Source organism: Christensenella massiliensis, from assembly GCF_040409835.1.
Classification (GTDB): domain Bacteria; phylum Bacillota; class Clostridia; order Christensenellales; family Christensenellaceae; genus Christensenella; species Christensenella massiliensis.
Map to the genome: position 1 here is coordinate 383,254 of NZ_CP117826.1, position 16,344 is coordinate 399,597.

12 protein-coding genes and 8 tRNA genes are annotated in these 16,344 nt (G+C 46.6%); 2 read left to right on the top strand and 18 right to left on the bottom strand.

Features of this window, described 5'->3' with window-relative positions; translation table 11 throughout:
• Positions 1 to 5: 5 nt before the first annotated feature.
• Both rnhA and PUP29_RS01880 read left to right on the top strand, forming a co-directional pair.
• Positions 6 to 446, top strand: coding sequence for a ribonuclease HI (gene rnhA, locus PUP29_RS01875; RefSeq protein WP_353423713.1), 441 nt, complete (start codon positions 6 to 8; stop codon positions 444 to 446).
• A 178-nt stretch (positions 447 to 624) separates the two neighbouring features.
• Positions 625 to 1,677, top strand: a complete 1,053-nt coding sequence (locus tag PUP29_RS01880) for a tyrosine-type recombinase/integrase (RefSeq protein WP_079547519.1) — start codon at positions 625 to 627, stop codon at positions 1,675 to 1,677.
• A gap of 16 nt (positions 1,678 to 1,693) precedes the next feature.
• On the opposite strand, the gene PUP29_RS01885 is transcribed toward PUP29_RS01880, so the two are convergent.
• The 18 genes from PUP29_RS01885 to PUP29_RS01970 all read right to left on the bottom strand — a co-directional run bounded on the left by PUP29_RS01885 (position 1,694) and on the right by PUP29_RS01970 (position 16,344).
• Positions 1,694 to 2,965 (bottom strand): aminotransferase class I/II-fold pyridoxal phosphate-dependent enzyme, encoded by a 1,272-nt coding sequence (locus PUP29_RS01885; protein ID WP_353423715.1) that lies wholly within the window; start codon positions 2,963 to 2,965, stop codon positions 1,694 to 1,696.
• The gene (gene miaA / locus PUP29_RS01890; RefSeq protein ID WP_353423716.1) at positions 2,965 to 3,879 is read right to left on the bottom strand and encodes a tRNA (adenosine(37)-N6)-dimethylallyltransferase MiaA; all 915 of its coding nucleotides are present in this window, start codon (positions 3,877 to 3,879) and stop codon (positions 2,965 to 2,967) included. The genes PUP29_RS01885 and miaA overlap by 1 nt, the downstream gene beginning before the upstream one ends.
• Positions 3,876 to 5,744, bottom strand: a complete 1,869-nt coding sequence (gene mutL / locus PUP29_RS01895; protein ID WP_353423717.1) for a DNA mismatch repair endonuclease MutL — start codon at positions 5,742 to 5,744, stop codon at positions 3,876 to 3,878. Before mutL ends, miaA begins: the two co-directional genes overlap by 4 nt.
• On the bottom strand, positions 5,734 to 8,328 hold the full coding sequence (mutS, locus tag PUP29_RS01900; protein ID WP_353423719.1) for a DNA mismatch repair protein MutS: 2,595 nt from the start codon (positions 8,326 to 8,328) through the stop codon (positions 5,734 to 5,736). Before mutS ends, mutL begins: the two co-directional genes overlap by 11 nt.
• Complete coding sequence (miaB, locus tag PUP29_RS01905; protein WP_353423720.1) at positions 8,328 to 9,674, bottom strand: tRNA (N6-isopentenyl adenosine(37)-C2)-methylthiotransferase MiaB; 1,347 nt, start codon at positions 9,672 to 9,674, stop codon at positions 8,328 to 8,330. The genes mutS and miaB overlap by 1 nt, the downstream gene beginning before the upstream one ends.
• Positions 9,675 to 9,781: 107 nt before the next feature.
• On the bottom strand, positions 9,782 to 10,948 hold the full coding sequence (locus PUP29_RS01910) for a peptidoglycan-binding protein (protein ID WP_353423721.1): 1,167 nt from the start codon (positions 10,946 to 10,948) through the stop codon (positions 9,782 to 9,784).
• A 191-nt stretch (positions 10,949 to 11,139) separates the two neighbouring features.
• Positions 11,140 to 11,226: transfer RNA gene (locus PUP29_RS01915), tRNA-Leu, on the bottom strand.
• A gap of 5 nt (positions 11,227 to 11,231) precedes the next feature.
• Positions 11,232 to 11,316: transfer RNA gene (locus PUP29_RS01920), tRNA-Tyr, on the bottom strand.
• A 5-nt stretch (positions 11,317 to 11,321) separates the two neighbouring features.
• Positions 11,322 to 11,397: transfer RNA gene (locus PUP29_RS01925), tRNA-Thr, on the bottom strand.
• Between the two features lie 9 nt (positions 11,398 to 11,406).
• Positions 11,407 to 11,482, bottom strand: a tRNA-Phe gene (locus tag PUP29_RS01930).
• Positions 11,483 to 11,486: 4 nt separating this feature from the next.
• A tRNA-Asp gene (locus PUP29_RS01935) sits at positions 11,487 to 11,563 on the bottom strand.
• Between the two features lie 63 nt (positions 11,564 to 11,626).
• Positions 11,627 to 11,703, bottom strand: a tRNA-Ile gene (locus PUP29_RS01940).
• A gap of 37 nt (positions 11,704 to 11,740) precedes the next feature.
• A tRNA-Glu gene (locus PUP29_RS01945) sits at positions 11,741 to 11,815 on the bottom strand.
• Between the two features lie 27 nt (positions 11,816 to 11,842).
• Positions 11,843 to 11,919: transfer RNA gene (locus PUP29_RS01950), tRNA-Pro, on the bottom strand.
• 171 nt (positions 11,920 to 12,090) lie between these two features.
• Entirely contained in the window at positions 12,091 to 14,193 is a 2,103-nt protein-coding gene (locus tag PUP29_RS01955) for a bifunctional 4-hydroxy-3-methylbut-2-enyl diphosphate reductase/30S ribosomal protein S1 (RefSeq protein WP_079547503.1), read from the bottom strand.
• Complete coding sequence (locus tag PUP29_RS01960; RefSeq protein ID WP_079547502.1) at positions 14,181 to 14,777, bottom strand: lysophospholipid acyltransferase family protein; 597 nt, start codon at positions 14,775 to 14,777, stop codon at positions 14,181 to 14,183. The genes PUP29_RS01955 and PUP29_RS01960 overlap by 13 nt, the downstream gene beginning before the upstream one ends.
• Positions 14,778 to 14,785: 8 nt before the next feature.
• Positions 14,786 to 15,451, bottom strand: a complete 666-nt coding sequence (cmk, locus tag PUP29_RS01965) for a (d)CMP kinase (RefSeq protein ID WP_079547501.1) — start codon at positions 15,449 to 15,451, stop codon at positions 14,786 to 14,788.
• Positions 15,452 to 15,462: 11 nt separating this feature from the next.
• Positions 15,463 to 16,344 carry a polyprenyl synthetase family protein gene (locus PUP29_RS01970; protein ID WP_353423723.1) on the bottom strand — a complete coding sequence of 294 codons (882 nt, stop codon included), beginning with the start codon at positions 16,342 to 16,344 and terminating at the stop codon, positions 15,463 to 15,465.

Sequence of the window (16,344 nt, forward strand, 5' to 3'; positions counted from 1 at the left end):
AATTTATGCTAAAGGAAGTAATTTTATATTGCGACGGAGCGTGTTCCGGCAATCCGGGCCCCGGCGGGTGGGCCTGTGTGCTCGACTATAGAGGAAACAAAAAGGAATTATCGGGGTTTGTGGCAGATACGACCAATAACCGCATGGAACTTATGGCAGCCCTGCAGGGACTTTTGGCTTTAAAAGAACGGTGCAGTGTCAAAGTATATACAGACAGCGCCTATATTCACAACGCTTTTGATAAAGGCTGGATCATTGCGTGGCAGAAAAATGGATGGAAAACAGCGGCAAAAAAGCCGGTGGAAAATCAGGAATTGTGGAAACAGCTTGTAAATGCATCGAAAAACCATGTAGTAAAATGGTTTAAGGTCAAAGGACATGCGGACGATGAAATGAATAACCGCTGCGATAAGCTTGCGCGGGAGCAAATCAAAAAGAACACTTGAAAAATAACTGAAAGAAGCAAAAATGGGAGAGAGATAACTATTCGCAAAACACAAGTTTTGCGAATAGTTGTTTGCATTTTAATTGTTCTCTATGGTATAATACCTTTCTAAGGAGTAAAATTTAGTTCTCTCTTTTGCTTTTTATAAGCTTTAATTTAAAAGGAGCTTTCTTCTTAATATGGATTCTAACAATTATCATCAGGATTTTAATCAAAAGATGACCCTTAAGCTGCGGGAAATTATGAAAGAGCTTCCTTCCTTTACAGCAAGCTTTTTTATTGCTGTTGAAAATACTTCAACGATTTTAACGCGCGTTAACTATGCGGCTGATCTTCGCATTTTTTTTCAATTTTTAATACGTGAAGTTCCCTATTTTGCTGAAAAAAGCATCTCATCTATTACGAAAGAAGACCTTAAAGCCGTCACGGTCGATGACCTCTATCTTTTTCTTGATTATTTGAATTTATATACTGCGGCTGATAATGACGAAAAATTTATTGAAAATCATGAACGCGGAAAAGCGCGGAAAGTAGCATGTCTAAGGTCTTTTTTTAAGCATTATTATAGAAAAGGGATATTGGAAAGCAACGTATGTGATTTACTGGATACTCCAAAGATCCATGAAAAGGCGATTATACGCTTAGAACCCGATGAGGCGGCAAATTTGCTTGATATAGCGGAAAACGGTGAACAGCTTACTAAAAAGCAAAGACAATATCACAAAAAAAATGTGAAACGCGATGTTGCCATTTTGACTCTATTTCTGACCACGGGGATACGGGTATCGGAACTGGTCTCTCTCAATATCAATGATATTGATTTTAAAAACGGCTGTTTTAAGGTCACGCGAAAAGGCGGTAACCAAGTTATGCTTTATTTCGACGATGAAGCAGCTGAAGCGCTTGAGGCCTATCTTTCCGAACGTAAGGAGCGGGGAAATTATGCGCTTGACGCTCCCCTGTTTCTTTCTATGCAGGACAGGAGAATATCCGTTCGCAGCGTAGAACTGATGGTGAAAAAATATGCGCGCATCGCTAGCCCGCTGAAAAAGATTTCTCCGCATAAGCTGCGCAGTACATACGGCACGATGCTTTATGATGAGACGGGAGACATTTATCTTGTTGCAGACGTGCTCGGGCATAAGGATGTTAATACGACGCGAAAGCATTATGCCGCCATGTCGGAAGATAACCGCAAACGCGCCTCGAAAGCAGTGAAATTGCGCAAGTAAATAATGGGAAAAGAGCTTACAGCGCTATTCCCATTGAATCGAGGGCATACAATATTCCAAGCTTTGCGTGCTCATAGGTAAGCGCTCCCTGTAGATAGGCTGCATACGGCGGGCGCATGGGGCCGTCGGCAGTCAACTCAACAGAAGCGCCCTGCACAAAGGTTCCGGCCGCCATAATTACTTTATCGTCATAACCGGGCATATCCCATGCGTATGGAACCACATGTCCGTCAATTGCGGAGGCCCGCTGTATACCGCGTACAAAACCAGTCATAGGTTCTTCGCTGTCAAATATAATAGACTGCGTGATATCGCCGCGTACAGCATTATAGGCAGGCTGAGAACGATATCCGAGCCGCTCGAATACACGGGCTGCAAGCACAACACCCTGCAAAGCCTGGCAAACCGTGTGTGGAGCCATGAAAAATCCCTGAAAATATTGCTGATAGCCGAAAGCATAAGAGCCGATTTCGGTTCCGATCCCCGGAGCAGAAAAGCTCCCGGCTATTTTTTCGATCAGTGGTTTTCGGCCGGCGATATAACCTCCGGTTGGAGCAAGACCGCCGCCCGGATTTTTGATCAATGAGCCGGCGATCACGTCGGCGCCAACTGCTGTTGGTTCTTTTGTACAGACGAATTCCCCATAGCAATTATCGACCATAATGATCTTGTCGGGAAATTCCCTATGAATCACAGAAATTACATGGCCGATGGCCTCTGTTGTGAAAGCAGGTCTAATTTCATAGCCGGTGGAGCGCTGCAAGTAAATGACCGTAACAGACGGTTCCTTTTTTATTGCGGAAAGAGCAGCGGCGAGATCGATACTGCCATCCTCCTTCAAGGGAGTACAGGCAAAGCGGATATTATATTCTTCCAACGACCCGTTCGCCCCGTATAAAGTAGAGCGTAAAGTATCATATGGCTTTCCTGTCAGGGAATATAAGGTATCGCCCGGCCGCAGCAATCCAAATAACGCCGTAGAGATCGCATGTGTGCCGCTCATCAGCATTGGAGAAACAATGGCGTCCTCTGCACCGAAAGTATCGGCAAATATACGGCAGAGTTTTTCCCGTCCTTCATCTCCATAGCCATAGCCTGTAGACGCATAAAAATGCCGTGCAGAAACACAATTTTTCTGAAATGCATCGATAACGCGGAACTGTCCGAGCTGGGCGGTTTCCTGAAGTGTTCGAAATACTGGTTTTACATCTTCTTCACATTCAAAAACAAACTGTACCAATTCGCGCCTGATATGAAACTGATCACTGATATATGAAAGGATATCCATTATTTTTTATCTCTCCCCTGTTCACTTAGTTGCTTTGCAAGCTCAGTTGCTGTTATGCCGTTTTCCTGTACATCATACCAGCGGATCCTCTGATCGCGCCGGAACCATGTAAGCTGCCGCTTTGCATAGCGACGGGTATTTCTCTTGAGCAAACCGACTGCCTCTTCCAATGAGATAGAGCCCATGAAATAAGGAATGAACTCTTTGTACCCGATTGCCTGCATAGAGGCCGGAGCATCGCCGTATTTTTGGAACAGGCTCCTCGCTTCCTCCAGAAGTCCGCGTTCCATCATTTGATCTACACGCCGTTCGATACGGTCATATAGGAGAGCGCGCTCCATTGTGAGTCCTGACATGATAAAATCATAGTCGTCATTCAGAACGCCGAAAGAATAACTTCCCCGCTCTTTTTGATGACGAAGGATCTCCAATCGGCGAATGATACGCTTTTTGTCGTGAGGATGGATACGCAAGGCGGCTTCGGAGTCTGCCTGCGCAAGTTCCCTATGCAGGCTTGCAGGCTCCCTTTTTTCCAATAAAGCACGAAATTCAGGATCATGAGCGGTCTCTGTAAAGTCGAGCCGGTAAGTGAGAGAATTGATATAAAGTCCTGTTCCCCCTACTACTATGGGAGTTTTGCCGCGTTTCACAATATCACGTATCCATCCGAATGCGCCGCGCTGGAACATTGCAACGGAATAAGCGGCATCCGGTGAAACGATATCTATCATGTGATGAACGACACCCTGCATTTCTTTCTGATCCGGCTTAGCTGTTCCGATATTCATATCGCAGTAGATCTGCATGGAATCTGCGGAAACTACTTCCCCGTCCATCCGTTTTGCCAGCTTTACGGCCGCTGCCGTTTTTCCGGAAGCGGTAGGACCAACGATTACATATACTCTTTCTTTCATACGGTCCGTTTAAATCCTTTTTGCAAATCACTTTTTTGGAGTACTATAGCGATCGGACGCCCATGAGGACAGTTGGGGATCGCATCAAGCTCCGTAATTTCTTTCATGAGCTCTTCGATTTGCTCGTCAGATAGTTCATAGCCCGCCTTGATACTGTAACGGCAGGAAGCACGGATAACGGCTTCGCGCTGCAGCAGGATATCGCCGCGGGTGTTTTTCAATTCGAATAGTATTTCTTCGATCAGCTGTTCAGCGCTGCTTTTCTCTATTTGTGCCGGGAACGAACTGAATTTTAAAGTAAGCGGACCGAACTCCTCCAATTCAAATCCAAGAGAACTCAATAGATCTTTGTTTTTCATAAGGAGGGAAAACTCTTCAGCCGTTAAAGTTGTGATATAAGGGACCAAAAGCCCCTGGGCAGCAACTGTACCTCCGGCGGCAGCTTTTTTCATACGCTCGAAATTGATACGCTCATGCGCTGCATGCTGGTCTATCAAATAAAGTAGATCAGCACACTCGATGATGATATAGGTATTCCATATCTGCCCGATGATTCGGTAATCGAGCAAGCGGCGTACGTCCTCGATCATTTCCTGCTCTGAAACAGGGGCATGATATTCGGCAACAGAATGAATCATCTCTTTAAAATCCTGATTCGGCGTGAATGTTCCTCCATACGCTGAAGATGTCTCTGTTCTTATATATCCACTTTCCTGTGCCGCAGTCTTCCAATCGTTTCGATAAAGCTTCTCTGCGCTCCGAAGCTGCGGATAATGATGAAAAGAAGGATCTTTGCTGTCCTTGCTGACTGACGGCGCGGACGGACTTCCTGAAGAAGCAGGCGGAATATCCTGAAGAGAAAGCACGGGTGGCTTGCTGTCCTCCTCTAATGCTGCACGGACTGCATGTTCGGCCGCAGACAATACATCTGCTTCGTCGTAAAGCATCACCTGCAGCTTGCCGGGATGTACGTTTACATCTGCACGGTCCGGCGGGAGCGTGACATGCAGGACAGAAAATGGAAAATGTCCGCGAAGCAAACGCTCACCATATCCGCGGAGAACTGCGGCTTGGAGATTTCTAGACTGGATATATCGGCTATTCAGGAAAAAGCAGATATGATTTGTACCTTTATATAAAAAATCCGGGCGGGAAATCAAACCGTGTATGGCAATTTCTCCCGGATATTCCAGATCGATCAGTCTATGGGAGATATCTTTACCATATACGGCGATAACAGCATCCTTCAGGCTTCCGTTCCCGGGGCTGTGATATATCACCTTTCCATTATTGATATATTTGATGGCAATATGAGGATTAGCGAAAATCAATCTGGAGACAACAGAAGTCACGTTCACCGTCTCCCGTGCCGTATTTTTCAAGAACTTCATTCGCGCAGGAATATTATAGAATAAATTCTCTACCCGGACAGTCGTACCCTCAGCAAGCCCGGCAGAAGAAACTTCAGGACGGTGCTCACCGCTGACCGAAAGTATAGTACCCTCTACACTATCATGCGGGCGGGTCTTGATCGTAAGACGGGACACCGCCGCCATGCTGGAAAGGGCTTCACCTCGAAACCCGAGCGTCTCTATTTGCTCCAGATCACTGAGTGAACGAATTTTACTCGTTGCATGCTTTTGAACGGCAAGCGGTACATCTTCAGCAATGATACCAACTCCATTATCGGTGACGCGTATCAGCTCTTTTCCGCCTTGGGCGATTTCGATCGTAATTGCAGTAGCTTCTGCATCCATAGAATTCTCCACCAATTCCTTAACAACAGAAGCAGGATTCACCACGACTTCCCCAGCTGCGATCCGCTTATAAATCGCTTCATCCAAAACATTGATCCTATGCTTCATGGTTCAGCTCCTTTTTAAGCGAATAGACGAGGTTCAGAGCTTCAATAGGCGTGAGTGTATCGATATTTACATTTTTAAGCTCCGCAATATAAGCAGGAAGCGCAGAAGTAGAAGGATTTTCAGGCTTCTCTTCCTTTCGTTCACGGGGCAACCCATTGAGTGAGATCTCATATTCCTGAAGACGGTCCAAGAATATACGCGCCTGCGAGATGACCTCTTCCGGAAGCCCTGCGAGTTTGGCAACGTCGATGCCAAAACTGCGGTCGGTACCGCCTTTTACGATCTTATGAAGAAAAATGATGTCATGCCCCACTTCCTTTACAGCTACCGAATAGTTGCAGATACCGTCAAACATGTTCTCAAGCTCCACAAGCTCGTGATAGTGAGTCGCAAATAAAGTTTTTGCGCGGATATTATTGATAATATACTCTACGCTTGCCCATGCGATAGAAAGACCGTCTGTCGTACTGGTTCCACGTCCTATTTCATCTAAAATCAAAAGACTCTTCGGCGTTGCATTGTTTAGAATATTGGCTAGTTCATTCATTTCCACCATAAAGGTACTTTGACCGGAAGCAAGGTCGTCGGAAGCGCCTACACGGGTGAAAATTCGGTCAACGAGGCAGATATGCGCGGATGAAGCCGGAACGAAGCAGCCGATATGCGCCATTAAGACGATCAGACCGACCTGCCGCATATAAGTGCTTTTACCCGCCATGTTAGGTCCGGTGATCAAAAGCATATTCTGCGTATCATCATTAAGAAGTGCGTCGTTAGGAACGAATTCCTGACGGCGTATACTCTCTACTACGGGATGTCTGCCATTCCTGATATCAAGGAGCCCGTCATCGGCCATTTCCGGCCGCACGTACGCATTTTCATAGGCGACACAAGCGAATGACTGCAGAACATCCAAAAAGGCTACACGGGCAGCACAGGACTGAATACGCCCAACGTTTTCCCCGAGCATGTCTCTTATTTTTAGAAAAGCTTCATATTCAATCGCCTTACGCCTCTCCTCCGCTCCAAGAATGGTATCCTCCATTTCTTTTAATTCTTCCGTAATATAACGTTCGCAATTCACAAGCGTCTGTTTGCGCAAATAGCGGTAAGGAACCTGAGAAAGATTAGATTTGGTCACCTCGATATAGTAACCGAAAACCTTATTATATCCGATTTTGAGATTTTTTATCCCAGTCTCTTCCTTTTCCCGCGCTTCAAGCTCGGCCAGCCATGCTTTTCCGTTTTTGGAGGCGGAGATCAAGCGGTCTATCTCTTTGTCGTAGCCGGGCTTTATGATATTGCCGTCCATGATGCCTGCCGGCGCATCTTCGCTGATAGAACTGTCAAGCAGCTCATAGATATCCTGCAGGGAATCTAAGCCGCTATAAAGACGGGAAAGAAGCACGCTTTTTGTTTCCCCCAGAAGCTTATGCAATTCTGGCAGTATGCCGATCGAACGCTTTAGAGAAAGACAGTCTTTCGCATCGATCGATCCGTATGAAATACGTGAAATGATACGTTCAAGATCATAAACATGCTTTAGAGAATCCGCAAGAGATTCCCTAAGATAGATACTTTCACGGATCTCTCCTACTGCATCGAGCCGTTCGTTTATCGCATCGAGATGCTTCAGCGGCTGAAGAACGATTTTTTTCAGCAAACGGGCGCCCATTGCAGTCTGCGTTTTATCGAGTAGCCACAAAAGAGAACCGCGTTTACTATTTTCCATAAGAGTCTGAGTCAACTCAAGATTCCGGCGCGTATTAGGGTCGAGTATCATATAGGCGCGTTCATTTAACGTGCGGAGCGTAGTGATGTGGAGCAATGCGTTCTTTTGTGTATCGATCAGATATTGCATCAACGCTCCGGCCGCACAAACACCAAGCACCATTTCGGCGCAGCCAAAGCCCTTTAGGGAAGAAACCTTAAAATGTCCGCGCAGCGCTTTTTCCGCAGCTTTAGCTTCAAAAGCCCAATCAAAATATGGATTGACAAACGTATTTTTAAAACGTGTTTTCCCCGTCATGATCAAAAATTCTTTGGCATGGGAGTCGGCGATAAGGAGCTCCTGAGGATTAAGACGAGTCATTTCGTTAAAAAGAGCTGTATCGTCTTCGAGCTCCTCAAGAACAAATTCGCCGGTAGAAACATCACAGTAGGAGATACCGTATCTCCCTTGTTCTCCGTAATGGACGCACAGAATGTAATTGTTTTCCGATTCATTCAAAATCGAGTTTTCAACAACCGTTCCGGGGGTCACGACCCGCGTGACTCCGCGCTTTACGATTCCCTGAGCAGCCCGCGGGTCCTCTAACTGATCGCAGATAGCCACTTTATAGCCATTTGCAATCAACTTGCTGATATAACTGTCAACAGCATGATAAGGCACGCCACACATGGGGGCGCGTTCTTTAAGACCGCAATTCCGACCGGTAAGCGCAATTTCAAGAACCCGCGCGGCCGTTTCTGCGTCCTCAAAGAACATTTCATAAAAGTCGCCTAACCGAAACATCAGGATACAGTCCGGATATTCTTGCTTTAGGTCGAGATATTGCTTCATCATAGGTGTCAGTTCTGCCATTATGGTTCCTCTTTGATCATTTCTCCAAATAATGTCGTCTTTTTGCCCTGCGTAATTTTGATATCGGCAAATTCTCCAGTCAAAGATGGCGGACCCGGAAAGTTTACCATTTTTGAGGTGCTTGTCCGTCCGCACATATGCCCCGGATCACGCGTACTGATCCCTTCGACGAGCACCTCTAACGTTTTCCCGACATATTCGCGGTTACGCTGCTCTGTGATTTCATTTTGCAAAGCAACTAATTCTATGATTCGTTTTGATTGTATTTCTTCACCAATCTGATCGGGCATTTCTGCAGCCCGCGTTCCGGACCGCGGCGAATAAACAAACGTAAAAGCGGAATCGAAACGAATCTCACGCACAAGCGAAAGCGTGTCTGCAAAGTCTGCTTCCGTCTCTCCCGGAAATCCGACGATGATATCGGTCGTAATGGCGATTCCCGGAATATTTTTACGAATTTTTTCGACTAATCCAATATAGGCCTCCCGCGTATAATTGCGATTCATCTCTCTTAGGATGCGCGAGCTTCCCGATTGAACCGGAAGGTGAATATGACGGCAAATCTGCGGATACCGTCCAATCACAGAAATCAATTCATCAGAAAGGTCTTTCGGATGAGAAGTCATAAAACGAATACGGGGAATATCTGTTTCCTCACAGATACGGGTTAACAGTTGTGGAAAACCGATACCGCCGTCGTAGGAATTAACATTCTGACCGAGCAGCATGACCTCGCGGTAACCATGTGGGGAAAGCTCTGCGATTTCGCGGATGATCTCCTCCGCATTCCGGGAACGCTCTCTGCCCCGAACATACGGAACAATACAGTAAGAACAGAAGTTATTACATCCATACATGATATTGACCGATGCAAGCGGGCCGGCAGCCCGCTTCTGCGGAACATCGTCATGCAATTCTGTAAGCTCCGGAGCCTGATAAACCCTCTCATGTTTTTCTTTTACAGCAAGAATCATGTTCGGAAGCTCATGAATATTATGGGTTCCGAAAACGATATCCACAAATGGAAACGTATCCAACAATTTTTGGGCTGCTTGCTTTTGCTGCATCATACAGCCGCAGACAGCAACCAGAAGGTCTTTGTTCTTAAGCTTTAGTTTTTTGATTCGGCCTACATTGCCAAAGGTTTTTTGCTCGGCATTTTCCCGTACGCAGCAAGTATTAAACAAAATAAAATCAGCGTCCTCTTTCGAATCCGCCGGTCCGTATCCCATTTCCTCCAAAAGCCCGGCTATTTTTTCAGACTCATGTGAGTTCATTTGGCAGCCATAGGTAATGATATGATATTTTAAGGATTTTTCCTTGATTTCTCTTTTCAAATGATTCATATTATTCATAGTTCATATTATAATGCAAAAACGTGATAAAATCCACCTTGCCTATTTCAATGAAATAAAAAAACTGCCCGGTGAAACACACGAGCAGCTCTTTATTGTTACCAAGGCCTTCGCCCGCAAACAAAATGATTTCTCCAATAGGAGGTGTCATAACTGCGATGGACAACTTTTCCGTTAGAGGAAGAAGCGTCTATCATCATCCCATCGCCGACAACGATCCCGACATGTCCTACCCGTGTTCCCGCATTGTTGGAATAAAAAATCAAATCCCCACGCTGAAGATCGTCAAAGGATATTTTTTCCCAAGAAGAATTTTGCGAAAAGCCTGCCGCATTCAAACGTCCGGTCGAAGAACCAGCCTGCCGCAGGCAATAGGTCACGAGGCCGGAACAGTCAAAAGAATCGGGGCCGGAAGCGCCCCATATATATGGCTCGCCCAGTTGCTCTTCTGCAACGGAAATGAATTTGTCGATATTACCCTTGCGCTGGATCGCCGCCGCCATTTCGGCCGTTGGCTTTGCATCTGCGGAATAGATGAGCCCGAGAGTCATTTCTCCCGTTTTTCCGTCCACACCAAGTCCGTTTCTCTCCTGGAACCGTTTAACGGCATCGATCGTCTCTGTTCCGTAATAACCCGTCACCGATGAAATATAGCCAAGCTCTTGAAGCCGCTCCTGAAGTACTGTTACGTCGTCCCCCTCTGTGCCTTCCAGAAGAGTATAGGGCTTAGCATCATCCGTATAGATGATCGCAAGTGTTTTAGGACCGCATACACCATCCTGCTCAATACCATGCTGTCTTTGAAAAAAAGCGATAGCTCCTGCTGTTGCAGGGCCATAATATTGCGTTGTTTCATCAATATCAAGATATCCAAGATCCATTAGCCGCTGCTGCAGCGTCTGTATCTCCGGGCCCTCCATTCCCTCTTTCAAAGTGGGATCCGGGGTCGGCTCAGGAGTAGGTTCCGGTGTTGGAGCCGGGGTGGGAGCAGCCTCTGCCATGGCGGAGGCATCATTTGCCAAGAGCGTATCATCTGCATTCGCCGCATTAGTATTAGAGTTAAAGGCGGGCATATTCCCGAACACTCCAAACGAAAATAGGAGGACGACCACAACGACAGCACCGCATACAGAGCCTGTCATCGTCAAACGCTTTGTTTTAGGCATCCGGGTCATTTTATCCTTGAAATTCAGGAAAAATCTTCTGACACGTAATGAAAAAGGATAATAGGTATGTCGTCTTACCTTGATAAATTTTCTTCGCATACCGCAATTCTCCTTCCAGATATTGAGATAATTGTAACATAAATTTAATAATTTGAATAGTACCTGAATGCAGTGACGGAATTAAAAATACTGATTCTGACAAATACTGCTACTGCTGTCATACCTAAGACAAAATTTAAAACCCGCTCGGATTGCCGAACGGGTTCTTGATCGCGGAATCCACCACGACATGGTGCGGATAAGAGGACTTGAACCTCCATGAAGTTGCCTTCACACGGACCTGAACCGTGCGCGTCTGCCAATTCCGCCATATCCGCAAAATTGGTGGAGAGAGATGGATTCGAACCATCGAAGGCGTCGCCGGCAGATTTACAGTCTGCTCCCTTTAGCCACTCGGGAATCTCTCCACATTTGGAGCTGGTGATGGGACTTGAACCCGCAACCTGCTGATTACAAATCAGCTGCTCTGCCAATTGAGCTACACCAGCTGGTGTAAATGGTGCCTCCGGGCGGAATCGAACCACCGACACGGGGATTTTCAGTCCCCTGCTCTACCGACTGAGCTACAGAGGCATGTTGGCGACCTGGAAGAGACTCGAACTCTCGACCTCTAGCGTGACAGGCTAGCGTTCTAACCAACTGAACTACCAGGCCAACTTTGGCAGCGGGTCCTGCCATGCGTGTTCACTCTCCAAGCCAGATGGGCTTTTGCTCTATTGGTGGGCCCTCAGGGACTCGAACCCCGGACCAATCGGTTATGAGCCGACCGCTCTGACCAACTGAGCTAAGGGCCCGCAAGCAAATTAAGAGTAAACCCTGCTCAAAAGCTAATGGTGACCCCACCGGGAATCGAACCCGGGTTACCGCCGTGAAAGGGCGATGTCTTGACCGCTTGACCATGGGGCCATTGTGCAAATTCGGGGAAGAGCTTGTTGGTCGGGGTGGAGGGACTCGAACCCCCGGCCCCATGCTCCCAAAGCACGTGCGCTACCAAACTGCGCTACACCCCGAAGCATACTCCGTTATTTGCGACGCTTTATAATATACTTTAATTCGGCTTAAAAGTCAATACTTTTTCTCGCTTTTTTTGAGATTTTATAATAAGAAAATCTTTAAAGGAAGAGACACGCAAAAAGACCGCATTTTGCGGTCTTTTTGCAGCATATTAAGCTTATCACAAATTATTCGTTATCTTCGTTGCCGTCCATTTTCGGGAAGAAATCCGCCAGAGAAGAAGTTGCTTCCTCGACCGGAGGAATTTCATAATGGAACTTCTCTTCCCGATCTTTGGAATCGTCGTCTTTCTTCGCAGGCTTTTCAGGCTCATCCATCAGCGCACGAATACTCAGGCTGATACGCTTTTTGGCGGGATTCACCTCCATGATTTTAGCAGTCACTTTATCGCCTATACGCAACTCTTCCTCAACTTTCTCAAGACGCCTGTTCGTTACTTGAGAAATGTGCACCAAGCCATCAATGGTAGGCTCAAGCGATACAAATGCACCGAATGGCATGATACGAACAACGGTTCCTTCGACGGTATCTCCTACGATATATTTTTCAGGAACGAGATCCCATGGCTTCGGTGAAAGCTGCTTGAGACCAAGAGAAATCCGTTTTTTCTCAGGATCGACATTTAAAATCAAAACCTCGATTTCATCGCCTACATTCAAGACATCCGACGGATGCTTGATCTTGACCCACGAGATGTCAGTGATATGAAGAAGCCCATCGATTCCGCCGATATCGACAAAAGCGCCGAAATCCGTCAGACGTTTCACCTTTCCGGTGACCTTGTCACCTTTCTTAAAGGTTTCATAAAGCTTCTTCTCCTGCTCCTCCGCCTGTGCTTTCAGAATATTTTTGTGCGATAAAACAAAACGTCTCTGACGCTTATCAGCTTCGATGATATTGACCTCAAGCTCCTGTCCAACAAATTCACTTAAATCCTCAACATAACGAAGAGAAAGCTGTGAAGCCGGGATAAACGCATCGTAGCCGTCCAGCTTTGCAAGAACACCGCCCTTGACAACTTTATCGACTTTTACAGTATAAACTGCATTTTCGTCCAGCGATTCTACCAGTTCTTTCCATTTCAATTTGGATTCAATAGATTTTCTGGAAAGGACAACATTTCCCTCCCCATCATTGAGAGTGACGACTTCCGCCTCGATCTCATCGCCTACCTTGAACAGGTCCATCGGATTTTCGTCTCCGGCGGCGGTAAGGTTCTCTTTTTTGATGATACCGTCAGATTTATAGCCAATATTGACACATATTTCACTGTCGGAAATCTGAACAACCGTTCCGGTCACGATCTGCCCTCTCTTAATATATACAAACGATTTTTCAATTTCAGCCATGAAATCCTCGTTTGCTTGTGATTGTTCTTGCTCGGTGGATACTACTTCCTGTTCCTCCATATTTTCAGTCGTATCCACTACTTTTTCGACATCGCTCATAAGTGTCTTTACCTCCCTAATTAACCAATCCGGTGTCGATGCACCGGCGACAATACTTATTATAACATGATTCGTCACTTTTTCAAGTGGAAGTTGTGCGATATTGTCTATGTAATAGGTTTTTTCGCAATGCCTTCTGCAAAGCTGATATAATTTTTCCGTATTGGAGGAATGTCTTCCTCCTACTACAAGCACGATATCGGAAGCGCGGGCCAGCTCCACTGCCTCTTTCTGCCGCTTTTGCGTGGTATCACAGATAGAATTGAACAAATCGAGTTGGCGAATGCGCGTCTTTAGCGCAGAAACCACCTCATCCCACAGCCTGTGAGTGATCGTCGTCTGTGCGACAACAAGCGCAGCTTCGAGGAACGGAACCTTTTCGGCTTCTGCGGCGCTCCCCACAATATATACCTTTCCCTGCGCCCAGCCTTTGATCCCGATCACTTCAGGATGATTTTCAGCGCCTATAATGATAACGGGCATATCTCCCGCCTCTATCACACGGCTATGGATCCGTGCAACAAACGGGCACGTAAGGTCTAACACCTCAAAGCCGCATTGCTTTATCTTTTCATATACCGCTTTGGAGACGCCATGAGAGCGAATCACAACGACCGTGCGTTCCGTCTGCGGTATGGAATCTATATCTTCTGTTACCAGCACGCCCTTTTTTTCCAAATCGGCAATGACATCTTTGTTGTGGATCAGTTCCCCATAGGTATAGATGTGTTCATATTTTCCGATCGTTTCATTTACGGTATCCACTGCCCGTGCGACACCGAAGCAGAAGCCTGCATTTTGAGCTACGATTATTTTTGACATGCGCTTTCCTTTAATTCGGCCATCACGGCCTGCAGATATTCTGTTGCCTGCTCGATCGCGGCGCTGTTCGTCTTATCGCCGACGATCTCTTTCAAATCAATAGCAGGATGCGTATAGAGCTTTATTTGGTGAAACAGCTTATAATTACCGCTGATATATACAGGAACTACGGGAACACCGGCCCTCAGCGCCATCAACGCAGCACCCGGCTCGAACGGAAGCAGCTCACCCGTTTCACTTCGATGACCCTCCGGGAATATTCCCAATATTTTTCCGCTTTTCAGTGCAGACAGCCCCGTTTTTACCGCTTTTAGGTCGCTTTTACCACGGGCTACGGGAATCGCGTGAAGATGCCTCAAAAACCAATTTGCCACTTTGTTGCGAAACAATTCTTCTTTCGCCATATAGCAGACAGGCTGTGTCTTCACACTATGACCAAGGACAATGGGATCCCAATTAGAGATATGATTGCAAATAACGACGCATCCTCCGTGTATGCGCAGATTTTCTTTGTGGAGGACCCGTACAAAAAAAATAGGCATCAGAACAATATAAGCAAACACACGCGCAAGAAAATATACCATGATAATTCCTATCTCCGCTTTTTTTCGGCAATCAGCCCAGAAACAAAATCGATCACTTGTTCTCTGTTCATATCTGTCGTATCGACAAGAATAGCATCTTCCGCCTGACGAAGCGGTGCAAATTCACGCGTAGAATCCGTCTTGTCACGTGCGATGATATCCCGCTCGATTTCATCGATATCTGCTTCCGGAACAGTTTCTTTTAACTCGAGAAACCGCCTTCGTGCGCGTTCACGCGGAGAGGCGGTGATGAAAAATTTGATATCTGCATCAGGGAGAACATAGGTGCCGATATCCCTTCCGTCCATAACGATATCATAGTGCTGTGCGGCATTGCGCTGCAGGTCCACAAGCTTCAAGCGCACCTCGGGAATGACGGCAATATCGCTTGCGCCCTTTGAAATGCGTGCTGTACGGATAAACGGAGTCACATCCTCCCCGTCTGCGATCACCTTTTGGCTGCCCGCATCATAAACGATTTCCATTGAGAGAGAAGGAAGCGCCGAAAGGACAGCCGTACGGTCGGACGGCTCGATCCCCCGTTTTAACATCGCATAGGCTGCGGCACGGTACATTGCGCCCGTGTCGAGATAATTCAAGTTTAGTTTTTGGGCCACAGCCTTAGCAACGGTGCTCTTTCCGGCGCCGGCCGGGCCATCTATCGCTATTTTCATATCCGCACTCGTTATCTTTCCCGTTTCAAGATAAAATAAGCAAGATCTGTAAGCTCTTTTCCGCGTGTTCCGAAAATTGTGAGAGCATTTACAGCTTCCTCCGTTTTCTCTTCCGCGATCTTCATAGATTTCTCTATTCCGTATAAAGTGGGAAAAGTAAACTTTTTGGAGGTCTTATCCTTACCGAGCGTTTTCCCCATCTTTTTACTGTCTCCGACGATATCGAGTACATCGTCAATGATCTGGAATGTCAGCCCGATATTATTGCCATAAACGGTGAGGGCATCGATATACTCCTGTCGCGGGTCGCATAACAGCAGACCGGAAAGAAGCGATGACTTTATCATAGCGCCGGTTTTATGCTCGTGCACCTGTTTGAGTTCTGCTTCTGTTAAAATTTGCCCCTCATTTTCGATATCTCCGCACTGACCGGTAATCATGCCGTACACACCAGCGCCGGTAGCAACTTCAAGCATGGCCTTTAGGTGGGAATCCATATTGGAAGCATGACGAAGCGCGTTTTTCATCATGACCTCATACGCAAAATTGAGGAGGGCATCTCCGCACAGCACGGCAAAAGCTTCTCCGAACATAACATGGCTCGTCGGTTTTCCGCGCCGCAGGTCGTCGTTGTCCATCGCAGGAAGATCATCATGGACCAGAGAATAGGTGTGTATTATCTCAATGGCGCATGCAATATCAAGCGTTTCCCGTACATTCCCGGAAAGAAGGGCATTCGCCATGATATTGAGCGTCGGTCTGAGGCGCTTTCCTCCTGCCATAACGCTGTAATTCATCGCATCCTTAATGACAGGATGCACCTGCTTCAAATCCAGCAATTCCTTCAGACGTGTATTGATGATCTCCGTATATTTGTTCAGGATCTCCGGCAT

Bases quoted from the DNA above. Each gene is read 5' to 3' on its own strand.
- miaA (WP_353423716.1), bottom strand. From the start codon at position 3,879: ATGAAAGAAAGAGTATATGTAATCGTTGGTCCTACCGCTTCCGGAAAA.
- rnhA (WP_353423713.1), top strand. From the start codon at position 6: ATGCTAAAGGAAGTAATTTTATATTGCGACGGAGCGTGTTCCGGCAAT.
- cmk (WP_079547501.1), bottom strand. From the start codon at position 15,451: ATGAAAATAGCGATAGATGGCCCGGCCGGCGCCGGAAAGAGCACCGTT.
- mutL (WP_353423717.1), bottom strand. From the start codon at position 5,744: ATGAAGCATAGGATCAATGTTTTGGATGAAGCGATTTATAAGCGGATC.
- PUP29_RS01880 (WP_079547519.1), top strand. From the start codon at position 625: ATGGATTCTAACAATTATCATCAGGATTTTAATCAAAAGATGACCCTT.
- PUP29_RS01910 (WP_353423721.1), bottom strand. From the start codon at position 10,948: ATGCGAAGAAAATTTATCAAGGTAAGACGACATACCTATTATCCTTTT.
- PUP29_RS01885 (WP_353423715.1), bottom strand. From the start codon at position 2,965: ATGGATATCCTTTCATATATCAGTGATCAGTTTCATATCAGGCGCGAA.
- PUP29_RS01955 (WP_079547503.1), bottom strand. From the start codon at position 14,193: ATGTCAAAAATAATCGTAGCTCAAAATGCAGGCTTCTGCTTCGGTGTC.
- PUP29_RS01960 (WP_079547502.1), bottom strand. From the start codon at position 14,777: ATGGTATATTTTCTTGCGCGTGTGTTTGCTTATATTGTTCTGATGCCT.
- PUP29_RS01970 (WP_353423723.1), bottom strand. From the start codon at position 16,344: ATGCCGGAGATCCTGAACAAATATACGGAGATCATCAATACACGTCTG.
- miaB (WP_353423720.1), bottom strand. From the start codon at position 9,674: ATGAATCATTTGAAAAGAGAAATCAAGGAAAAATCCTTAAAATATCAT.
- mutS (WP_353423719.1), bottom strand. From the start codon at position 8,328: ATGGCAGAACTGACACCTATGATGAAGCAATATCTCGACCTAAAGCAA.